General features: G+C 33.4%; 23 protein-coding genes. 2 read left to right on the top strand and 21 right to left on the bottom strand.

Features of this window, described 5'->3' with window-relative positions:
• Positions 1–57: 57 nt before the first annotated feature.
• The 7 genes from BUC29_RS08640 to BUC29_RS08670 all read right to left on the bottom strand — a co-directional run bounded on the left by BUC29_RS08640 (position 58) and on the right by BUC29_RS08670 (position 6,635).
• A complete protein-coding gene (locus BUC29_RS08640) occupies positions 58–1,497 on the bottom strand; it encodes a nucleoside recognition domain-containing protein (RefSeq protein ID WP_073415337.1) in 1,440 nt (479 codons plus the stop codon).
• 116 nt (positions 1,498–1,613) lie between these two features.
• Complete coding sequence (locus tag BUC29_RS08645) at positions 1,614–2,687, bottom strand: winged helix DNA-binding domain-containing protein (protein WP_073415338.1); 1,074 nt, start codon at positions 2,685–2,687, stop codon at positions 1,614–1,616.
• 168 nt (positions 2,688–2,855) lie between these two features.
• Positions 2,856–3,569, bottom strand: coding sequence for a 3'-5' exonuclease (locus BUC29_RS08650; RefSeq protein ID WP_073415339.1), 714 nt, complete (start codon positions 3,567–3,569; stop codon positions 2,856–2,858).
• 85 nt (positions 3,570–3,654) lie between these two features.
• Positions 3,655–4,131, bottom strand: coding sequence for a methylated-DNA--[protein]-cysteine S-methyltransferase (locus BUC29_RS08655; protein WP_073415340.1), 477 nt, complete (start codon positions 4,129–4,131; stop codon positions 3,655–3,657).
• Between the two features lie 214 nt (positions 4,132–4,345).
• Positions 4,346–5,179: an NAD-dependent epimerase/dehydratase family protein gene (locus tag BUC29_RS08660; RefSeq protein WP_073415341.1), complete on the bottom strand. Its 834-nt coding sequence runs from the start codon at positions 5,177–5,179 to the stop codon at positions 4,346–4,348.
• A gap of 119 nt (positions 5,180–5,298) precedes the next feature.
• Positions 5,299–5,748 (bottom strand): GNAT family N-acetyltransferase, encoded by a 450-nt coding sequence (locus BUC29_RS08665; RefSeq protein WP_073415342.1) that lies wholly within the window; start codon positions 5,746–5,748, stop codon positions 5,299–5,301.
• Entirely contained in the window at positions 5,733–6,635 is a 903-nt protein-coding gene (locus tag BUC29_RS08670) for a LysR family transcriptional regulator (protein ID WP_073415343.1), read from the bottom strand. Before BUC29_RS08670 ends, BUC29_RS08665 begins: the two co-directional genes overlap by 16 nt.
• 147 nt (positions 6,636–6,782) lie before the next feature.
• Here BUC29_RS08670 and BUC29_RS08675 point away from each other — a divergent pair, with 147 nt between their 5' ends.
• Positions 6,783–7,178 (top strand): rhodanese-like domain-containing protein, encoded by a 396-nt coding sequence (locus tag BUC29_RS08675; RefSeq protein WP_084538608.1) that lies wholly within the window; start codon positions 6,783–6,785, stop codon positions 7,176–7,178.
• 129 nt (positions 7,179–7,307) lie between these two features.
• On the opposite strand, the gene BUC29_RS08680 is transcribed toward BUC29_RS08675, so the two are convergent.
• Genes BUC29_RS08680 through BUC29_RS08695 form a run of 4 tightly spaced genes read right to left on the bottom strand, consistent with a single transcriptional unit; the run spans position 7,308 to position 12,030 of the window.
• Positions 7,308–7,727, bottom strand: coding sequence for an SRPBCC family protein (locus tag BUC29_RS08680; RefSeq protein ID WP_073415344.1), 420 nt, complete (start codon positions 7,725–7,727; stop codon positions 7,308–7,310).
• A gap of 18 nt (positions 7,728–7,745) precedes the next feature.
• Positions 7,746–10,145, bottom strand: a complete 2,400-nt coding sequence (locus tag BUC29_RS08685) for a M28 family peptidase (RefSeq protein WP_084538609.1) — start codon at positions 10,143–10,145, stop codon at positions 7,746–7,748.
• 11 nt (positions 10,146–10,156) lie between these two features.
• Positions 10,157–10,504: a hypothetical protein gene (locus BUC29_RS08690; protein WP_073415345.1), complete on the bottom strand. Its 348-nt coding sequence runs from the start codon at positions 10,502–10,504 to the stop codon at positions 10,157–10,159.
• On the bottom strand, positions 10,504–12,030 hold the full coding sequence (locus BUC29_RS08695; RefSeq protein ID WP_073415346.1) for a carbon-nitrogen hydrolase family protein: 1,527 nt from the start codon (positions 12,028–12,030) through the stop codon (positions 10,504–10,506). The genes BUC29_RS08690 and BUC29_RS08695 overlap by 1 nt, the downstream gene beginning before the upstream one ends.
• A gap of 175 nt (positions 12,031–12,205) precedes the next feature.
• On the opposite strand from BUC29_RS08695, the gene BUC29_RS08700 reads away from it, so the two are divergent.
• Positions 12,206–12,538: a single-stranded DNA-binding protein gene (locus BUC29_RS08700; protein WP_073415347.1), complete on the top strand. Its 333-nt coding sequence runs from the start codon at positions 12,206–12,208 to the stop codon at positions 12,536–12,538.
• Between the two features lie 67 nt (positions 12,539–12,605).
• Here the strand turns inward: BUC29_RS08700 and BUC29_RS08705 are convergent, their stop codons facing one another.
• The 10 genes from BUC29_RS08705 to BUC29_RS08750 form a co-directional block, all read right to left on the bottom strand.
• The gene (locus BUC29_RS08705) at positions 12,606–13,298 is read right to left on the bottom strand and encodes a DUF2461 domain-containing protein (protein ID WP_073415348.1); all 693 of its coding nucleotides are present in this window, start codon (positions 13,296–13,298) and stop codon (positions 12,606–12,608) included.
• Positions 13,299–13,386: 88 nt separating this feature from the next.
• Positions 13,387–13,572: a hypothetical protein gene (locus BUC29_RS08710; protein WP_029271150.1), complete on the bottom strand. Its 186-nt coding sequence runs from the start codon at positions 13,570–13,572 to the stop codon at positions 13,387–13,389.
• A gap of 82 nt (positions 13,573–13,654) precedes the next feature.
• Entirely contained in the window at positions 13,655–14,173 is a 519-nt protein-coding gene (locus BUC29_RS08715) for a ferritin (protein WP_073415349.1), read from the bottom strand.
• Between the two features lie 94 nt (positions 14,174–14,267).
• On the bottom strand, positions 14,268–15,725 hold the full coding sequence (locus tag BUC29_RS08720) for a hypothetical protein (RefSeq protein WP_073415350.1): 1,458 nt from the start codon (positions 15,723–15,725) through the stop codon (positions 14,268–14,270).
• Positions 15,726–15,888: 163 nt separating this feature from the next.
• Positions 15,889–17,019 (bottom strand): OmpA family protein, encoded by a 1,131-nt coding sequence (locus BUC29_RS08725; RefSeq protein WP_073415351.1) that lies wholly within the window; start codon positions 17,017–17,019, stop codon positions 15,889–15,891.
• A gap of 107 nt (positions 17,020–17,126) precedes the next feature.
• Positions 17,127–17,759, bottom strand: a complete 633-nt coding sequence (locus tag BUC29_RS08730; RefSeq protein ID WP_073415352.1) for a chloramphenicol acetyltransferase — start codon at positions 17,757–17,759, stop codon at positions 17,127–17,129.
• Positions 17,759–18,466, bottom strand: a complete 708-nt coding sequence (locus tag BUC29_RS08735) for an HAD family hydrolase (RefSeq protein WP_073415353.1) — start codon at positions 18,464–18,466, stop codon at positions 17,759–17,761. The genes BUC29_RS08730 and BUC29_RS08735 overlap by 1 nt, the downstream gene beginning before the upstream one ends.
• A gap of 189 nt (positions 18,467–18,655) precedes the next feature.
• Positions 18,656–19,540: a DMT family transporter gene (locus tag BUC29_RS08740; RefSeq protein ID WP_073415354.1), complete on the bottom strand. Its 885-nt coding sequence runs from the start codon at positions 19,538–19,540 to the stop codon at positions 18,656–18,658.
• Positions 19,541–19,870: 330 nt separating this feature from the next.
• A complete protein-coding gene (locus tag BUC29_RS08745) occupies positions 19,871–21,334 on the bottom strand; it encodes a hypothetical protein (RefSeq protein WP_073415355.1) in 1,464 nt (487 codons plus the stop codon).
• A 324-nt stretch (positions 21,335–21,658) separates the two neighbouring features.
• Positions 21,659–21,934, bottom strand: coding sequence for a hypothetical protein (locus BUC29_RS08750; protein WP_073415356.1), 276 nt, complete (start codon positions 21,932–21,934; stop codon positions 21,659–21,661).
• Between the last annotated feature and the right edge of the window lie 30 nt (positions 21,935–21,964).

Raw genomic sequence — 21,964 nt, forward strand, 5'->3', positions numbered from 1 at the left:
GCTCGAACCATATTGTAGGCCTAGACTTCAGTCCAGTTTATATGTACAAAGATGATTTTAAAAAAACCAGGTAGCCACAAAAATCGCGGTAATCACACAAATTAAATCCACCAAAAGCATAGTACCCAAGGCATAACGGGTATTTTTGATATTCACAGAACCAAAATAAACCGCAATAACATAAAAAGTACTTTCGGCGCTGCATTGAAAAATACTACTCAATCTTGCTGTTAAAGAATCGGCACCAAAAGTATTCATTGAATCGATTAAGAAACCACGAGAACCGGCAGAACTAAACGGACGAAGCATAGCAACAGGCAGCGCATTCGTAATTTCTTTGCTAACTCCCATATTAGAGAAAACAAAAGCAATTCCGTCGCTGATGATTTCAAATAGACCACTATTTCTGAATAATGAAATCGCAACCAGCATTCCTAAAACGTAAGGAAAAATTGTGACCCCAGTTTTCACTCCGTTATTGGCACCCACAACAAAAGTTTCAAAAACTGTCGTATTGGCCTCGCTGAATTTCTTTTCATTTTTGAAAGAAAAAATCAAAGTAAAAGCAATAATGGCAATTAAAATTAATCCCGAAAGGTTAGAAGTAAAATAGTTTTTTCCAATTATATCCAAATGGTTAACATACATCAGCAAACCAACAATGGCCGCGATTAATCCCATTAAGACGATAAGAAGAGAAGCACTTTTGAAATTGATTTTTTGTTTTATACCCACAATTAAAAACGCAGCGATAGTTCCGATAAAAGAAGTAATGATGCAAGGCAGCATAACATCGGCAGGATTACTTGCATTTGCAGCGGCGCGATATCCAATAATCGAAGTTGCGATTAAAGTCAAGCCCGAAGCATGAAGACACATAAACATAATTTGAGCATCGCTGGCTTTGTCTTTATCTGGATTGATTTCCTGTAAACTTTCCATGGCTTTCAATCCAAATGGAGTTGCGGCCGAATCCAATCCGAGGAAATTAGCAGCAAAATTCAAAGTCATGTATGAGATTGATGGGTGATTTTTAGGAATACTTGGAAACACTTTTACAAAAACCGGACTCAATATTTTTGCCAGATTTCCAGAAGCCCCAGAAACAATTAAAAGTTCCATCAATCCACAAAAGAAAGCTAAATAAGCAATAAGCGGCAGAATCAAATCAACCAAAGTGCTTTTACAAGTTGGCAATAAACCATCAGATTTTTGAAGACCGCTGTAAATTTTTACCGTTTTGTTTTTATAAACATAAGTTGTATCGGCATTAAGCGTATCACGATTGATTATCATCGTTTGATCTGGTGCTTTTTTAATGCTGTCTTTAAGAAAAGCCGGAAGTTCATGAATGTATTTTTCAGAAACTAAAATAGGATCATCTTTTTTTCCATTCAAAACTGAGTCAATAGTATATGTGTTGGCAGTAAATAAACTGACTACAATAAAAACAATCGAAGAAATAAAAATAACCAACCAGAATCTGCTTAATACCATAATGAGAATTTTTTGTAAATGTAATAAATCAATTGTAATGACAATTACAAAAGTCAATTTCGTGATTTATGACAAATTATTTAGCCAGAATGTGCACAATGATTTATTGTTTCGAATTATTCGATCATAACTTTGGTTCCGAGATATTTTTCAAAAGATTTTATTCCTTCGAAAAGAATTTGTTTTTTAGAATTTTCAGTTTCATTAAAAAACTCCGTTTCAATTTTAGCATGATCTTTTTTAAAGGTTCGTTTCCATATTCCGATAACTTTTCCATCTTCCAGAATTATCGGTTTGAATATGCCATTGTTGGTAAAAACCTTTGTTTGATGATCTGTTAAAAAGGAAGCTTCTCTGGTTTTATACGAAATCAAAATCTCGTCAAAAGCTGGAAGAAAGTGAATGCTTTTCTTGAAGTTAATCTTCTCAATGTTTTGATTTACAAAGTAATAATTTTGATTTTCAATTTCAATTAATTCTAATTGCAACTTTATTGCATCAATTGTTTTTGCACAAATTGTAGGCGGAAAACCAGACCACCACGAAAAATCCACCAAAGTTGCCGGGCCGTGACTTTCAAAATATCGTAAGGCTAATTTTGCCAAAGCTTCTTCTTTTGATAATTGTATTTTTGGTTTTTCAACGCGTTCTTCAAGTAAAGCATAAGTGATTTTTTTGCCGTTCATTCTTCCGTTGCAAACCAAACCATCTTGTTCGGCATGCATCATAATCGCGGCACTTAGAAAATCTTCTTTTGAAGTTTTTTTAATGCCAAGTTCCTGCATAATTTCATCGCGTGTTAAATGATTGTTTCCAGATAATAGCTTTTCGATAGAATTATTTGTCTTCTCCAGTTTTTTAGCATCATAACCAAATTTTTTGGCTCCGGAAATTGTCATTCTTTTTACTTGAGGTCCGGCAATATCCAGCATCCAGTAAATATCATCCGGAGAAACAAAATGCCATGTTGGGCGTAAAATGTGAGTTCGAATTATTTTGCCTGAATTAATATCTTCTTCAATTTCTTTTTCAGAAGCATCACAGCGAGAACCTATTGCCCATTTTGCCATGGCATAATCCTGTGCCTGCATGGCGCCGAAATGATGTACAATTTCCTGCGGAGAACATTTATCTGTTTTGTACAGTTTCTGCGAAACAAGACGATGATATGAAATTTCAGAATGTGTCATCTTTCAAAATTTTATTAAACCATATAAGAGATATAAGTTCATTTAGTTTTGCTTCTCTGTACGTCAAATAAAACTTTACATTAAGCTATATAAGAAGCATAAGTTCATTTAATTAGAGTTTCAAAATCTTAGAATCTCAGCTCCTTAGTATCTTAGAATCTCAAAAAACTATACATGAATTATTTCTTCCTCAATCAATAAATCTTGTCTACGTAAACGAAGGAAAATCTGGGCTACGGCAATTGTATCTTTTTCGCAATACGTTATAATTCTGTCGATGTCTTTTTCGACATAATACACATGTGCTACCTGGCTACCGTCAATATCGCCTTTTGGCGATGGAATTCCGAGAATCTTGGTCAAAAGCTTTAAAGAAGTAAAATGCTTGTAATCGCCAAACTTCCATAATTCTAAAGTATCAAGATGTGCAATTTCCCAAGGTTTTTTACCAAATAAATTCAGCTTGTTGGGAATTGCTATTTGATTGATAATCATTCGTCGGGCGAGAAACGGAATGTCAAATTCCTTTGCGTTATGCCCGCATAAAAGATGCTGCGGCTGATTGAAATGATTGTTCAAAAGATTATTAAAGTCTTTTAGAATCTTTTTTTCTTCCCCAAAAAATGAAGTTACCCTAAAATTTCGAACATCACCCTTTATTGTAAAATAACCAACCGAAATACAGATAATTTTTCCAAACTCGGCCCAAATTCCGGCACGTTCATAAAATTCTTCCGGAGTAAAATCGTCTTTTCGCTGATATTGTGTTTTTAAATCCCAAAGTGACTGCATTTCCGCGTCAAGCAAATTGAAGTTTTCTTCTTCAGGAACAGTTTCTATATCAAGAAATAAAATGTTGTTGAGGTTTATTTTTTCAATCATTTTTAGACTTCTTAGATATTAGATTATTAGACTTGTATTTTTATGTTTTACAAATATGCGTAAAATTCTTACTATTTAAAAACAGTTAGAATAAACTTTGCTGTGCAGAAGGACTTTCATGCTCTAAAAGCCATTTTTTACGTGATAATCCGCCGGCGTAACCGGTTAAAGAACCATTTGTACCAATAACGCGGTGGCAGGGAACAACAATCCAAAGCGGATTTTTCCCATTTGCAGATGCCACAGCACGAATCGCTTTTACATCGCCCAGTTTTTTGGTTTGATCCATATAACTTACCGTTTTTCCGTATGGAATTTCAAGTAATGCTTTCCAGACTTTCTGCTGAAATTCAGTTCCTTGCGGATTTAGTTTTAAGTCGAAATCTTTTCTTTTGCCTTCAAAATATTCTTCAAGCTGCAAAACAGCATCTTTTAGAATTTCTGGAATTTTTTTAGAAACTTCGTTTGTGCCAACATCAGATACCGAAATTATGGAAATACCATTTTCGTCTCCAACTATTTTGGTGATTCCTAAAGGCGAATTGACGAAAACTGTTTCCATAGATTTTGAGTTAATTACAAAGATAAAAACGTTTCGCAATCCCGATAGCTATCGGGAGCAAAGTTTTTTTAAACCATATAAGTTAAGTAAGTAATTTAAGTTTTTGTTCGTTTTACTATAGTTCACAAAGTTTATTCTATTGTCACCCTGAGCGAAGTCGAAGGCTTGTGGAAACAAAAGGGTTTCGACTTAGCTCAGCCTGACATTTGAAATTCTAGTAATCTTCCAATTTAAATTGATAATTTAAAATGTTTTCGATTTTTTCGCTGGAAATAACCTTTTTGATATTTGATTTTTCAGAGCTGAATTTTGGTAAAACTAAGTTTTGTTGCTCTGCTTTTTGAGTATAATAATCCTTTCTTGTTGGATGAAAAGGCGCAACGGCGTTGAAAACTTCATTCCATTTTTGCTGGTTTATGATTTCTTCAATAATGGCAATGCAGTCTTTTTGATGAATTAAATTTATTGGAGCGTCGGTATTTTCGAGATTTTCTTTTCCGGCTAGAAATTTTACAGGATGTCGGTCTTCGCCGATTAATCCGCCGAAACGTAAAATGGTCGTTTCGAAGTTTTGATTTTTTTGAAGAATCGCTTCTGCTAAAACCAATTGCTTGCCGCTTTCGGTTTCCGGATTTAGATTTGTTTCTTCGGTAATTAATTCGTTACCATCGCCATAAACAGAAGTAGAGCTTACAAAAAGAACTTTTGTAATGCTTGATTTCTCTATAAATGAAATTAGATTTTCGATTTTCTGAACAAAAACTTTATTTGAATCTGAAGTAACAGCTCTTAATTTGGGTGGAATATCAATAATTAAAATTTCACTTTCGGCCAAAAAATCGTCAATATTTCCAGAAATACTTTCACCTTCAATATTTCCTTCGACTTCGCTCAGGATGACAAGGAAAGGATTTATTCCAGAATCTTCTAAAATAGAAAGTTTGCTTTCAGAAGTTGTAGATCCCTTTACCGAAATTCCTTTTTCGATTAGTTTTTTCGCCAAAGGCAAGCCCAGCCAGCCACAGCCTAATATGCTTATTTTTTTCATTTTTTAAGATTGCTTAAAGTAATAATCTCGCAAAGTCGCAGAGTCGCAAAGAATATTAAACTTTGCGTCTTAGCGACTTTGCGAGATTAAAAGCCACAAAGATGTTTACTCTTTTGATTTTACAAAGTTAGCGTAAATCGGACTTTATCTTTTCCTTTTGCACCAATTCTGTTATAAAATTTAATTGCTCTTGTATTAAACTCGGGAGTTTGCCATTGTATGTTTATGCAGTTATTTTGAGTTCCGATTTCTTTTAGTTTGTTAATTAAAACTTCACCAATTCCGAAACTTCGGGCTTCTTCTTCGAGAAATAAACAATCCATGTACAGGAATGCCGCAGCATCCCAGGTTGAGAAATCAAAAGTATAGGAAACATAACCCACAATTGTTTCTTTTGCAGCGACAACTAAACAAAACAGTTTTGGTTTTTCGCTGAAAATTGCTTTTTGAAGATTTTCTAGTTTTCCTTCCGGAGAAAAATCAGCTTTTTCAAATTCAGCGTGTTTTTGGCAGAGGATAACCAATTTTGGTAAATCGGTTATTTTGCAGTTTCTTATTGAATATTCCATTGCAGGTTAATTTCATTTTGTAGAAAATTAATAAAATGCTGAAAATAATCCGGATATGTTTCGTTTGCTCTTGTCGCTATGAAATGTTTTCGTTTTAAGCCATTTTTGCCCACTTTTACGGCTTTAATTGGATTATTTTTTAAATGTGGCTGTAGTGCCCATTTTGCCATCGACATAACGCCCATATCAGCTTTTACCATTTCGAGAGAAGCTTCTGTGAGTGGAAGCGGTGTTATTTTTTTCGGTGTTACTTTGGCTGGAGCCAAAACAAACTGATGAATCGTAACCGTTTCCATCGGAAGGGAATGAATTATTAAATGTTCGTTTATAAAATCTTCGGCAACGACATATTTTTTGTCTGCCCAAGGATGATTTTCTGAAACGGCCATTACAACTTCGTCCTGAAAAAGTTCGGTATATTTTATATGATTATCTTTTATCGTGTCGCTTACAATGGCAATATCGATTGTATTTTCTAAAAGTTTTTGCAACGGAATATGTGTTGCTTCGGTTATAATTTTCAGTTCGACATTTGGGTATAAAAGATGAAATTGCTTTAAAACCGGCGGCAGCCAGTGATAGCTCGAAAAACATTCTGTACTTATTCTGATTTCGCCGTATTCTCCGTAAACCATTTGTTTGATCTGAGATTGGGTTTCGGTGAGTTTGTCCAAAATTTCGTTAGCAAGTGCATAAATCTTTTCACCAGCTTTTGTGAGAACCAGTTTTTTGTTGGTTCGTAAAAAAATAGCCGTACCCAATTGATATTCTGCTTCTTTGAGCTGATGACTCAAAGCTGATTGTGTTAAATGAAGTTTGTCAATCGCTTTTGTAATGCTTCCTTCTTCAACAATTGCTTTTATCAATTTTAAGTGGCGTATTTCCATTTTTTTGAGATTTATATACAAAGGAACAAAATTTTAGACTGCCATTTGCATGAAAAAATCTAATGCGGTTCATGAATTTTTTTCGTTTTTATGGCATGAAATGTTCTTCTACTTTTGAAAAAACAAAATCAACAAAACAACATTACTATGGAAGAGCAAATTAAATTTTATGAGCATAAACTAGTATTCGAAATGGATCCGTCTGATTTATTTGATGCTTTAAACAATGGCGAAAAAGTAATTGCGATTGATGCGAGAAAAGCTTTTGGATTTGAAGCAGAACATATTCCGAATGCGATTAATATTCCGCATCGCGAAATGTCTGTAGAAACCACAAAACATTTAGATAAAGATATTTTATATGTTACGTATTGTGATGGAATTGGCTGTAATGCTTCGACTAAAGGTGCTTTGAATATGACAAAATTAGGTTTTAAAGTAAAAGAATTAATAGGAGGAATTGAGTGGTGGAAGTTTGATGGATATGCAACCGAAGGCGAAAAAGGAAATAAAGCCGGTCTAAAGTTTGAATGTGCGTGTTAAAAGTTACAAAGGTTCAGAGGTACAAAGGCTCAAAGGTTTCTCAGCATATCGATAAAAGCAAAAAGCACTATGAAAATAGTGCTTTTTTAATCTTTGTACCTCTGTTCCTTTGCTTCTTTGAACCTAACTTTAAGATTCTACTACAGCTTTTAGGGCTTGTAATATTGGATTTTCTTCTCCTTGTGGTTTTTCCTGAACTGCGCCAGGGCGATTGTCTTCCTGAATTATTTCGAGTTTTACTTTCTGATTTTCTTCAGATAAAACATAACTCATTATAAAATAATTCTCGGGTTTGTCTTCTAATGCCGGTCTTGGAAAAAACAGCGAATATTTTATTTTTTGATTTGGAGAAACTTCTAAAACTGTTCCCCATTGTTCAAAAACCTGACCTTCCCATTCATTCCTGAATCTGATTTCGTTACCGATTTTCCAATCTGTAATTAAATCACTTCCGTATTCCCATTGTTTTACCAATTCTGGTTTTGTCAATGCGTTCCAGACTTTTTCTATTGGCGCACTTAAAAATATTGTAGAAACATTTGTTGCCATAGTATTCGTTTTTAGTTTTTATTCTGGTTTTTGAACAGCTGGTTTTATTAAACTGTCTTTTGCGATTACAGTACTGTCCTGAATTGCTGCAGGCTGAATTGGCGGATTTACCGGGGATGTATATCTTTTAATTTTCTGCTGAATCATTACGGCATCATTCAAAACAAATGGCGTCGGCATCATCCAGTCGCTTCTTGGTTTAACTTTCAATTCCGGGTTTGTCATTAAGTCAAATGAACTTTCTATTAAATCCATATCAAAAATAGACGATTTATTGATGTAGAATTCCATAACAAGTGGTTCGTTTCCAACAACATAATAACATAAAATTTTGCTGTCTTCACGTTGTAAGCGATTTCCTTTTTCACCAAAAGTCGAAACACCGTTTGCCTTAAAGTTGTAAAACGTCATTTTTGGGTTGGCATAAATATCGTAACGATTTACTTTTCGGTTTGGCGTAATTTTAATTTTTAAATATCTGTTGCTGCCAATTACGCTGTCTCTTAAGAAAGCAATAGTTGGTTTTGGAACATCAATTAGAGGAGCAATCGCACTGTGCGTAAAAGTTGAGTTGTATTTACTTGAAATAGGAAAACTATTTAATCCCGGAGCTTTTTGGTTTTTTTCGCCCAAATATGATTTTGTCCAGTCATCTAAATTTACATCATAAGTTGCCCATAGAGCTGAATTGGTATTGGCGTTATAGATATACAATAAGCTGTTTGATTTTGCTTTGCCGTGTTCGTAGCCTGAATTGTATCCGGCATAAATGAAAAATCCAATCGATGCGGCAAAGAAAACCATAATCCAGGCCCCTTTTTTAACAAAAGTATTGAATATCGGCAGTAATAATCCGAAAAGAAGTACGGTTAAAATAGCACTTACGAATAGAATTTTTAATCCTAAACCAACCGGAAACATTACAATAAACGGCGCTATGATAGCTAAAGCCGGAATACTGAAAATTAAATTCATTCCTAAACTGTAATGCTGCGTAAAAACAAAAATCCCAAACAAAAGAATTCCAAAATAAACCGGAACAATTAAAAATCCTGCACCGGTTAAGCTATTAGCCAAAAATGCATTTATGATAATCCAAAGCAGTAAAGGAGCCACGAAATGGTTCATTGTAATTTTAGCATCAGAAAAATGGTGGTAAAATGCGAAACAAATAGCGATACTTAAAGTTACAAATGCGCCAATGTATGCGTGGCCGTTATATGTAAATCCGTTTAAGAAATCAGAATACTGCGGATAAATTTCTAAAATTATTTTCCAGCCTAAAAAAGTAACTAAACCGGCAATAATAAGCGATCCTAAAAGCGGAACAAATCCTTTGAATATTTCCCTCAAAGTAATCATTCTTTTGGCTTTTCCGATAAACATGAAAAGTACCAGTAATCCAAAAGCAATTAAAGTCATTGGCATTACCCATGAAAAAGGATAACTTATGAAAGAAAACGGTGCGCTGAAATAAACGTAATCTTCTGTTGAATCTGTTTGGTTTAAATCAGTATTTGCAAAGTATCTTAATAAAGGCATCAAATAAGAGCCTTGGTGTGCAAGCGTCATTTTGTTTAAATGCTGAACATCGTCTTGCTGTGTATGATAATTGTAATGTCCGTCGATAAAAGCGAAATTAAATCCCTGAATATTTGCCTGTTCTCTAAAAACGGTTAAATCTGTATCATTAGGAAGCATTTTGTAAATGCTGTACATCAAAGAGTTTGATACCGGATATGATGCTTTTGCTTTTGTAAATTCTTCTACAAGTGCTTTATTGCCTTTGTTGGTTTCCATGAGCATGTAACTCGGTCCTGAACTTCCTCTGGCTTCAAAGTTTAAAACCAAACCAACATCTTTTGCCCACGGATGTTTGTTTACAAAAAGCGCTGCGCCGTTTAAACCTAATTCTTCAGCGTCAGAAAAAAGAATAATGATGTCATTTTTCTGCGGTTCTTTAGCATATAAAAAAGCTCTGATTCCTTCAAGAATGGTGGCAACTCCTGAGGCATCGTCACTTGCGCCTTTTGAAAAAGAATGCGGCGCGCTGTCGTAATGAGAAAGTAATAAAAGGGCTTTTGAATTATTTGTTCCCTTGATTCGGGCAAGAATATTTTTAGATTTTACCAAAAGTCCTTTGTCATTGAGTGTAAAACCTTCCTGAACGCTGGTTTCTAATCCAATTCTGTTAAGCTCAAGTTTAAGATAATTAGCCACCAGTTCATGATTTGTCGAACCTACATAATGCGGTTTCTGTGCAATAATTTCAACCTGATTTAAGGCCCGTTCAGTCGAGAAATCCGCCAGAGCGTCATCATTTTTTGAAATGTACTGCGGCATCATTGCAGCATAAATGATACCTAAAATGGCTAGAATTAAGACAATTGCCAGAATCGAGGTGGGGTTTTTTCTCATGACGAATAAAACTAAATTTCTTTTTTAACAAGCATATAATAATCATTGTCCAAAGGCCTGTATCCTTGGTCATACAGGAAATAGTAGGTGTTTCCTGTTTTGGTTTGCAAGATATTAGTAAAGAAATCAAAATCAAAACCTTTATTAATCATTTTCTCCCTAGTTGCTTTTGATTTTCCATCAACATTTAGCTCTGACAAAATACGGTAATTTTTTCGTAATTTGTTGTTTACATTTCGCATGAAATTGTTGCTGTCTTTATTTATTTTATTGTTGTAGGCATTTCGGCAATTGTCTGAGCAGAACTTTTTATCTTCTCTACCCACAAGTTTCTCCGAGCATTCGAGACAGGTTCTCATTATTTTGTTTTGTTAATTTGATATAAATCGGTTCTTCGGTCTTTTAAAATTCGTACACTTCCGTGTTCATGAAGATCTTTCAACAAATCTAAATCTACATCTACAATCAGTGTCATTTCGGTATTTGGAGTCGCTTCTGCTTTGATTCCGTTACTTGGAAATGCAAAATCAGAAGGTGTAAAAACCGAAGCCTGAGCATATTGAATGTCCATATTGTTTACCTTCGGAAGATTTCCAACACAACCGGCTATGGCAACATAACATTCGTTTTCTATCGCACGTGCCTGCGAGCAGTGTTTTACTCGTGTATATGCGTTTTGTGTATCGGTTAAAAACGGAACAAAAAGAATATTCATTCCTTCATCTGCCAATAATCTTGAAAGTTCAGGGAATTCGATATCGTAGCAAATTAAAATTCCAATTTTACCGCAGTCGGTATCGTAAGTTTTAAACTCAGATCCGCCTTTCATTCCCCAATGATGGACTTCGTTTGGCGTAATATGAATTTTATAATACATCTCCGAAGTTCCGTCTCTTTTACACAAAAAGCCAACATTATATAAAACACCATTTTCAAGATGCGGCATACTTCCTGTTATAATATTGATATTATACGAAATAGCAAATTCCTGAAAACGCTTTCTTATGGGCTCTGAATGTCTGGCTAATTCACGAATTGCTTCGGCTTCAGACAAATGATTAAAATCGGCCATTAAAGGGGCTGTAAAAAGTTCCGGAAAAAGTGCAAAATCGCTTCCGTAACCAGAAACCACATCAATAAAAAACTCTGCCTGCTCAAAAAGCGCTTCAACATTATTGAGCTGACGCATCTGCCATTGAATTAATCCCAATCGAATAGTACTTTTGCCAGAATTGATTAATTGAGGACTTTCATCATAATAAACATTGTTCCATTCCAGCAAAACCGCAAATTCTTTTGATTCTTCATCTCCTTCCAAATAATTTTTGATAATACGAAGTACGTGGAAATCATTACTTAACTGAAAAGAAAGAACCGGATCATGAAGTTCTTTATCTTTTACTTTTTCAATATAAGTTCTTGGAGAAAACTTTTTAGAATATTGATTGTAATTTGGAATTCGGCCGGCAAAAACAATTGCTTTTAAGTTTAATTGTTCGCAAAGTTCTTTTCGGGCATCATAAAGACGTCGTCCTAAACGAAGACCGCGGTAGTTCGGATGAATAAAAACGTCTATTCCATATAAAATTTCACCTTCCGGATTATGAGTAGAAAAAGTATAATCGCCTACAATTTGTCTGTAATTATGTCTTTTATCGACTAATTTTTCATCGACAATTAGCGATAATGCCGATCCTACAACGACTCCGTCAACAAGGATTACCAATTGTCCTTCGGGAAATATTGAGAGTAATTTTTTTATATCATTTGATCTCCAATAGGAGTTTGCCATTTCTGGATACGATTCAACCATCGAATTTTTCAATTGTTTGTAATCTTCAAACGCAAGGTTTCGTAACTCAACTTTTTTAATTTCTGTCTGCATATATGTACGATTTATCTCAAATATAGCAAAAATAAATTCCACTTACAAACGCTTACAAATATTTACAACCGAAAGTAAATAGTTTGCAACCGAATAATTTAGAGTGCTGAGCGCAATTTTGCATCGTTGAATTTGATCAACGAATTTTTATATGAACTTTTAAATAGTATACGCCATGAATGCAATGAAAAACAAAGTACAACTAATTGGTAACGTAGGACAAAATCCTGAAATTAAAACGTTAGAAAACGGAAGAAAACTAGCTAACCTGAGTATTGCAACAAAAGAGATTTACAGAAATGACAAAGGCGAAAAAGTTGAACAAACCGAATGGCACCGAATTACTGCCTGGGGGAAAACAGCAGAAATAATCGAAAAATTTGTAACAAAGGGAAAAGAGGTTGCAGTAGAAGGAAAGTTAACACACAGAAGCTACGATGATAGAAATGGAGAAAAGAGATATATTACCGAAGTTGTTGTAAACGAGATTTTATTGCTTAGTAAATAATCGTTGATTAATCCAGTTAAACCGGACAGGTTTTCAAAACCTGTCCGGTTTAACTTTTGGTTGAAATTTATAAAACAGAAGCTCCGTTTATATCTGTCGAAAGCACTTCGCTCATATAATCAAAAAACGGACGCATGTTTTTGAATGTTTCTAAAGCCTGCTCAAAAAAATGCGGGCTTAATACTTCATCATCTGTAAAACGTTTTATAATTAAAAACTGTTTGTAACGTAGTAAATCAATGGCTTCGTGGTCTGGATTAAAACCTTTCGGAGTTGTTTTCAGTTGTTCGCCCTGTAGTGTTCCAAAAGTTTTTTTGAAGTTTTTGGAGTTCAATATTTCTCTAAACGATTCGTGATCATGTGCAAATTCGCTTCTTATACGTTTTAAATCGGCTGCATTTGGTCCCCAAAAACCACCAATCAAAGAAGTGTTTCCTTTTTCGATATGAAAATAATAACCTCCGCGTCGTGCACTTGTTGCTCGTTTATAACTTCCGCCCCAATAGGTTTTAAATGGCGTTTTATCTTTTGAAAAGCGAATATCACGATAAATTCTGTAAACGCTTTTTTTACCGGATTGCGTTTCAAAAACATCAGTTTTTGAAAGTTCATGAAGAAGTGCGCCGGCAAAATTTTCAATATAATTGAGTTCTTTTAAATACTCTGTTTTGCGTTCTTCAAACCAGAGTTTGTTATTGTTTTCTTTTAGCTGTACTAAAAAATCCAGACTCGATTTGGGAATAAGAATTTGGTTTTCCATAATTAAATTAAACCGTTTTTAAATCAGAAGACGAATGTAGTTAAAATTAAAAACCCACCAGATGTCTTGGTGGGTTTTCTATATATGTTTAAGCAGTTTTTTTGAATAAATCAAACATAGGACAACGTGAACAACGTTTCTTTTCACTTTTCTTATATTTCTCACAACAAGAAGATTTACAGTTTTCAATCTTCTTAATTTTGTCAAGGATATCTTTATTCTTTTTTTTCTTTTTATCCTTTTTCTTGTCCTTGTCTTTTTCTTTCTTGCTCAATTTTCCTCTGAATTATTAAAAACAGAGACAAATATAAATCAAAAAAGTTATTTTTATATATTCTAAATAAACTTTAACTTTTTTATTTTGGATTGATTGCGATCGAACTTGTAACGGTTAATTGCTGAATATCACGATCAAACAAGTAAAGTCCGCCTTTGTCATCGCCAATTAAGTTGATTTTATCCAAAATAGATTTAGCTGTTGCTTCTTCCTCGATTTGTTCAGAAACATACCATTGTAAGAAATTATGTGTTGCATAATCTTTTTCTTCAAAAGTAATGTGTACCAATTCATTGATAGATTTAGAAACAAAAAGTTCATGATTATAAAGCTCTTCAAACATTTCTTTAAATGTAGAATAAGTTGTTTTTGGCGCTTTTAAATCTGTAACCTGAGCGTGTCCTCCGCGTTCGTTTACATACTTAACCAATTTAAGCATGTGTGCACGCTCTTCATCTGACTGTGTGTACATAAATTGAGCAATTCCTTCTAATCCGTGTACTTCAGCCCAACAAGCCATAGAAAGATAAGTTTGCGAAGATTCTGCTTCTATGCGGATTTGCTTGTTTAAAGCCGATTCAATATTTTTTGATAGCATAATGATGTCTTTTTTGTAAAATTAACAAAAATAATTCAAACGATTTTTTGCAAACCGCGAAAACATTATACATTTGGATTAATTCTCAATAAAATTAACGGGATTTTATAGGTTTAAAAGAAGCAGGTTTTGAGAATACAGACTTATTCATAATTGGGTTTCCATCGTCTAATCTAATAAAACCATCTGAGAATTTTCGTATTATAAATTGTTTTAAAACTGTGTCATAATAACATAAGATGTAATAGTCTTTCAGCTTTAAAATATTCTGCAGTGAGACATTTTTGTTTGTACTCAAATAATAAAAAACATTATCAATTGCCAAAGATTCTGATTTTGAAGTTGTTGTGAAATCATTATTTTCATTCATTACAGCATCAAAGAAAACCATTTTGTTTTGCGAATAATAGGAATTCCCAACATCATAAAAATCGTTTTGCCCATACTCAAAATTAGAAACAATGTATTCTACGTAACCTCCAAATGTCAGATAGCTGTTTTTTCTGTTTTCTAAGACAGAAACCCCAACGCTTAAATCGGATAATTGTTTCAGGAATTTAGCCGTAGTTTTTAATTCCTGTGGTTTGTTATTATTTGTTTGAAGGAATAAAGGAGAATTTTTAAAACGTATCGTATCATTTTTTGATACCACAATATTCTTAATCGTTTTCCCGGTCTCGAAATCTTTTATGTTAAACAAAAACTCATCGCTGTTTGCCTTGACTTGATAGAGTTTGTTTTGATTATAAAATGAATTTGAGGTTTTAGCGGTTTTGATAGAAACGGGCTGATCAAAATTTTTCTCAGTTACTTCGAGTGTTTTGATATTAAGATCAAAAACCTGTGTTTTTTTAAAACTATAATCAAATGTCAAAATAATATGGTCGTCAATAACATACATTTTGTTTATGTTTGAAGCTTTATCCAGCGAATTAAAATCATTTAATTCCATTTTTTGAATGGGATAATATCGAATGAGCGAGTTAAAAGTTAAATTTTGACCCTTTTCGGTCTGAAATTTAAAATCTGAAAAGTCGAACATTTTTATTTCGCAGTTTCCGTTTTTAAATTCATAAAGAAGTAAATGCTGCTGGCTTTTTTCTTTTGAGAGAATATAAAAATTATTGTCTTTTTGAAAACTTGTTATTATGTATTCATTGTTTTCAGGAAAATCGAAATTTAAGGTTCTGGAAGCTTTTGTTTCCAAAAAATATTTGATGATTCGAATATTTCTTGAATTTTGGGAACTCCAGTACAATATTGGATTCCCGTCTTCGCTAATGCTCTGACCAATTAGAGATCTGTTTTTTTCATTTCGTATAGAGTCGCTAAACTGAGTGGTTAAAAACATCGATTTATTATATTTTAAAATATTGATGTTTTTAGAATCTGCTGCAAAAACATAAATATCGTGTGTTTTTGCATCTTCCGTATTTAAAATCTGACCTTCTTCTAACGGATTTTCTAAGTTTAACGGAAAAGAATTTAATATTGTCTGACTTAACAATACTGATTTAGAGAGTAAAAGCAAAAAGAGCAAAAGTTTTTTCATACGTTTTCACGGGCAAATATTATTCCAAATTTAATGAATAAATCGTACGAGTTTTAACCTAAGAATAGTCTGGATTGCAAAAAACAATTTTTTTAGAATATTGAATATAAAAAAGCCCGAAAGTATTACACTTTCGGGCTTTCAATTTTATTACTTAAAAAGATTATTTTACTTTAAAAGTTACTCTTCTTGCTAATCTTCTAGCTTCATCAGAATCTTTTTGGATTGATGTATCTGAACCTGCAGCTACAACATTTAATCTTGAAGAAGCAATTCCAGCCTGCGTCAAAATCTTTTTAACATTCTCTGCTCTTGCATTTGAAAGTTTCTCATTGTATTCTGCTTTTCCAACCTGGTCAGCATATCCAATAATATCAAGAGATGCAGAAGGATTTTTTCTTAAATAAGATAATACAACATCAATTGCAGCAGTTGAATTTTCAATTGGAGTCGCTTTGTTGAAATCAAAGTATACGCTGTAATACTTATCATTAATCAACTCTTTAACAACATCTTTATCATTACTAACATTGTTTGTTACTGGTTTTTCTACGATAACTTGTTTTTGTGGCGCATTTTTGATTTGATTTTCAAGATCAGCGATCTTGTTTTCAAAAGCACTTAGATCAACATTTTCAGAAACTACAGTCCAGTCAGCATGTTTAGCATTTTTACCTAAGTAAACATTTAATCCTACTGTACCGTTGAAAAGTAATCCTGAGAATCCTCTGTTTTCAGGAAGATAAGCTCCATCAAATGAACGATCCTGAGATGCATTAAAAATCGTAGAGAAATCTCCGGTTAAAGCAATTCTGTTTGACAATTTGATTTGACCCGTAACTCCGGCAATGAAATTTGTCATTTCATCAGCCCCTTTGTAACTGTCGTTTCTCAATTGCGCATAACCAAAACCTGCATGACCTAATAAACCAATTGTATTAGTCCATGTTTCAAAATTCATGATGCGTCCTAAGTTAGCAACTGCTTGCAAATCTACTCTGTAGTATCTTGAATCGAAATCTAAAGAGTTGTTTTTGTTAGTTAAGCTGTTGTAACCAGCATCAACTTTTAAACCGAATTTGTTATTGAACATGTAACGAACTCCAAGATCAGCAACCCATGGGCTTGGCGTACTTGTAAAATAACCGTCTGAAAATGGCTTTTGTGGTTTGTTTACACCACCAGCAAATTCTATAGACCATTTATTAAAATTGTTCGAAGAATTTGTTTCTGTTTGTGCATTCATGCCAGTTAAGCCTAAAGCAAATGCCAGAATCATTACAGATTTTTTCATTGTAATTTGAGTTTTAAAATTTTTCCCAAACCAACGATTTATTACTGCTTGGCTTATCCGCTAAAAGTTATTAATGTATTAAAATAAGACAAATCGTAAGATAAAGATTATATTTTATCCATTTCTTCCTGAAAACAATCTACAAATTTTCCAACATGTAAACCATCCATCAACCCGTGATGTACATGCACAGACATTGCAATCGAACGTTTTCCATTTTCTGAAACAATCATTTTTCCAAACGAAATTTTAGGGCAGCTGTCTGGAAATGTAAAACTTCTTGCATGTGAAAGGGAAGTAAAATTCAACCACGGAATTGCAGAAAAATGGATTAAATTATCATCATCAAAAGATCTTGTGAAAAGACCAGTTGTGTTTTGAACACGTTCAATTTCAGTTAAAGCACTTTGTTTGAAGATTTCAAAATCAGGATTGTATTCGATTAAAGAAAATCCAAAAGTTCCGTCCTCGCGGCCAATTGTAGCAGATGCATCGATGCGGTCATTGCTGTATATTTTGTCTTCGGAAATTCTGTATCTAAAATTTTCGATTGAATTTACAGCGACTAGAGTTTTATACAGATAGAAAATGAAAAAAGAAACATTTAATTCTTTTGCAGTTTGATAAGCCTTTGTGCAGTCAATTTCTACGGTGGCACCAAAAAAAGGTTCTTCCATTCGGCAGAAATGTTCAAAATGCTCTTTTCTGTTCCAGTTTTCTAAGTCTAAAAGTGTTTTCATTATAATAAATTATGGACTACTTCTGTAATCTTTTCAAATGAACTAAAATGTTCATGTTCGACTTTATGATTGATTTTTTCGTGTTCCCAGGTAGTATGAAACGGAATATGAACAGCATAGCCGCCAATTCCTAAAACAGGAAGAACATCAGATTTTAATGAATTTCCGATCATTAAAAACTCATTTGCCTTGATATCTAAACGGCCCAATAATTTTTGATAATCAATTTCCTGCTTGTCTGACATTACTTCGATATGATGAAAATAATGACCTAAACCAGAACGATGCAATTTGCTGTGCTGGTCTTTTAAATCACCTTTTGTAGCCACGACCAATTTGTATTTTCCGTGTAAAGCCTGCAGTGTTTCTTCGATTCCGTCAAGGAGTTCGATTGGTTTTTCGAGCAGTTCTTTGCCGTATTGGATGATTTTTTCGATTACTTCAACCGGAATTGTATTATTCGAAATATTCATCGCCGCCTCGATCATCGAAAGAATATAACCTTTGATTCCGTAACCGTACAAAGGCAGATTGGCAATTTCAATTTTAAATAATTCCTGCGAAATGCCCTGATGTGAAAGATAATCTTCCATTAAAGCACAAAATTTATGTTCGGTTTCCTGAAAATAAGGTTCGTTTACAAATAAAGTATCATCGGCATCAAATGCGATTACTTTTAAGTTCGGTATTTTGCTTTTATGTAACATAGTGTTTTTGTTTCAGGTTTTTTTGTTTCAGGTTTCAGGTTTTTTGCCACAGATTGAAAAGATTAAAATGATTTTTATCTGCTTGATCTGCTCCCGATAGCTATCGGGACTGCGAGAAACTTTTTCAGCAGTAAATTTAAAAAATCAATCTGCGTAAACCCGTTTAATCCGTAAAATCCGTGGGCCAACTTATTTAGAAAAAAGCTTTTTCAAAGAAATATTCTTATCATAAAAAGTAATTCGGATTCCGAAAAGTAAAATTATTCCACCGAAAACCATTTGTAAAGTTATTTTTTCTTCTAAAAACAACCAAGCTAAAATAGAGGTAATTACAGCCTGACTCAATAAACTCAATGAAACTCTTGTCGCGCGCATGTGCTGCGTTGCATAACTAATCGAAAGCCATGCACACAATTGGCAGATTAACGCCTGAAGAACCAGTACAAACCAACCTGCATTTGAAAATCCTGTAAAAGGTTCATTTAATGAATAACAAAGAATTCCTAAATAAATACTTGAGGCCGATAAACTAATTGTCATGAAAGACAAAACATCTACTTGAGAAAGTACATTTTTGCTGACTAAAAGATAAATCGAATATAAGATTCCCGATAAAACGGCAAAAAGAAAAGCCTGATCGAAGTTTAAATCAATAAAAAATTCAAATCCAACCAAAGTCACCATTCCGAATAAAGATACAATTGTTCCAATCCAAAAATTAGTCGCAGGTTTTGATTTTAAAAATAAAAATGAACCAATTCCAACCCAAACCGGAGACAAATTTGTAAGCAAAGAAGCCTGCGTTGCGCTCGAATCCTGAATGGCGATATTCCAAACTGCAACATCTGATGAAAATAAAACACCGCAAAGCATTGCCAAAAGAGCAAATTTAAGACTTGGAATTTTAAAGTTTCCACTTAAAAACACGTAAGGCAAAAGTAAAGTGACAGCAAAAAACATTCGGTAAAAAGCCGAAATTAATCCTGGTGTTAGACGTAATTTAACCAATATCGGAAAAATCGAAATGCAGAGTATTCCGCAGATTAAAGCTAATCTTGGTTTGGTGAGCTTCATTTTTGATTTTATTTTAGCGAAGGTCTTATTTTTAATAATGCGAACCAAGTTAAAAAATGTGTCGTTAGGTACAAAATATCGGTAGTTCTTTCAGTTGTTTTTAATAAAGAAATAAAGTGAGTCAAGAATGAAAATGTGCCATTAGGTACAAAATATCGGTAGAAAAAACAAGTTAGCATAAATCCAGCGTGCCTTAGGTACGCAACAACATTAACAATTGCGTACCTAAGGCACGCCAACGATTGTCGAATTCAATTGTCTACCGATATTTTGTACCTAATGGCACATTTTTTATTAAACTTAAAATGAGGATTAAACTTGTTTCTGAATTTAATCAACGAATTTTCTAATGATATATTCTTTCGTTTTGTTATCGTAATATCCTAAATAATACGCTGATTCGAATTTAAATAAAGTTTTAGAAGAAACATCAGTATTATCATCAAAGAAAGTTCGGATTTTATCGAACGCCAAAGATTGTAATTCTCCTTGTACGTGATTATTGTCTTTATCAAACAAGCATTCGATTTTAACTACTTTTCGATTTGCATACGAATTAAAACTGTTCATTGTTGCGTTGTAATTGTAATAACCTGCCAAACCTCCTGCGATAGCTGAGGCTGCAATACCAGCAACTCCTGCGCCCATAAATACAGGTGAACCTATTTGTTTTATTTCAGAAACGCTTCCAAGTGTTATCAAAGTATTTTCTCCAATATGATAACATGAAATTCCTGAATTTAAATTGTTTACTTTTCTAATAAATTGTGAACTCTTTTCTAAAATTCTTTTTCCGCCAAAATCACCGCCTTCCTGATATATTACCGAATTTTTGAAATCGATTGGTGTTTCTCCAGTTATGTGGAATTCTTTTATTGAATTTCCTTCCAGATCACTTATTGTAAAGAAAAGCTCATCTGCAGAGCTTTTTATCTGATAAAATTTATTATCAAAATAAAATGAATTAGAATTTACACTCATATTGTCCATTTGAGTTAAAATGACTGGCTTTTTAATAATTTTTTCAGAAACCGTAAAGTTTTCCAAATCAATCATTAAAGCTTGTGTGTAAGATGGATTAGCATCGAGTGTTATTGTGATTTGATTATCTGAAAAATAGCATTTTCTTTTCTTAGCCCCATCAGCTATTGAGGTTAGGTTTTCGGGATGAATACTTTGTAATGAAAATGGAGCTTCAAATGGTAGTAGATTTTCTTCAAAAATTCCATAAAGATTGGTTTTCGTGTAGTCTTTTTTATAAAAACGGAAATTGCTTAAATCAATAGTTTTTGTTTCATGATCTCCGTCTTGATCAAAAACATGAAGTTTTAGAGTATTAGAATCTTTTACAACAGTTAATATATAAAACTTGTTTTTTGAACTAAAGTCTTGTAAAACTTTTTCATTTTTTACAACCAAGGTCAATTCTTGTGTTGTAATTTTTTGGGTTTTAAAATCATAAAACTGAGAAAGAATAAAGGTTCGGTCGCTGGATGACCAAAATAACCTCGCATTAGAATTAGTCGAATTATATCCGATCATTTCGTCATACTTTTTCTTATTGGGTCTTTCTGTAGACATACTGTCAATAATCTGCATTTTTTCATTTAAAAGCAACGCTTTTACTTTTACTTTGTCGCTGACAAATAAAGTGACTTCTTTATTGTCGTTGTTTATAATTTGAAAAACGTCACGATTTCTTTTTAATTCGATTGGAGTATAATTGACAAGGTCTTGCGAAAATGAGATAAAGCTATTTAAAAATAGGAAAGCAAGGAGTAATTTTTTGAACATTTTAAGCGTAAGTAATTGATATTTTATTTTTTGGCGAAGGTCTTATTTTTAATAATGCGAACCAAGTTAAAAAATGTGCCGTTAGGTACAAAATATCGGTAGAAAACATAAATCGAAAATATATTCAGCGTGCTGTAGGTACGCAACAACATTAAATATTCCGTCCCTACGGCACGCCAACGAATATTAAACCTAATGGCTGCCGATATTTTGTACCTAACGGTACATTTTTTATTTCAATTCAATTGTTTGCCAATATTTAGTGCCTAGCGGCACACTTTTATTATGCACTAAAAAAAGGATCAAATTTGTTTTTGTGTGGTATCATGCGTTCATAATTTTCCTGCAGGCATTATTGATTTCCATATCAGAAAAAGATCCTAGTGTTTCTGCAAGCATTTTACTGGTTCTAATGGAGTTTATCATTCTGATTCTTAGATCCTGATCATTGCCCATTTCAGTTAGCAGGATTGTCTCGAAAATTTCAGACAAATATTCGGGATGATCTCTAAAATCATCTACAAACCAAATCTCCGAAAGAAATTTTGCCATTGCTGTTATTACAGCTGTTTCTTTTGTTTTTTCATTTTCCTCTGTCATGATCGAAAATATTAAACGCACGAAACCCTC

This window comes from Flavobacterium defluvii (assembly GCF_900129555.1).
Lineage (GTDB): Bacteria > Bacteroidota > Bacteroidia > Flavobacteriales > Flavobacteriaceae > Flavobacterium > Flavobacterium defluvii.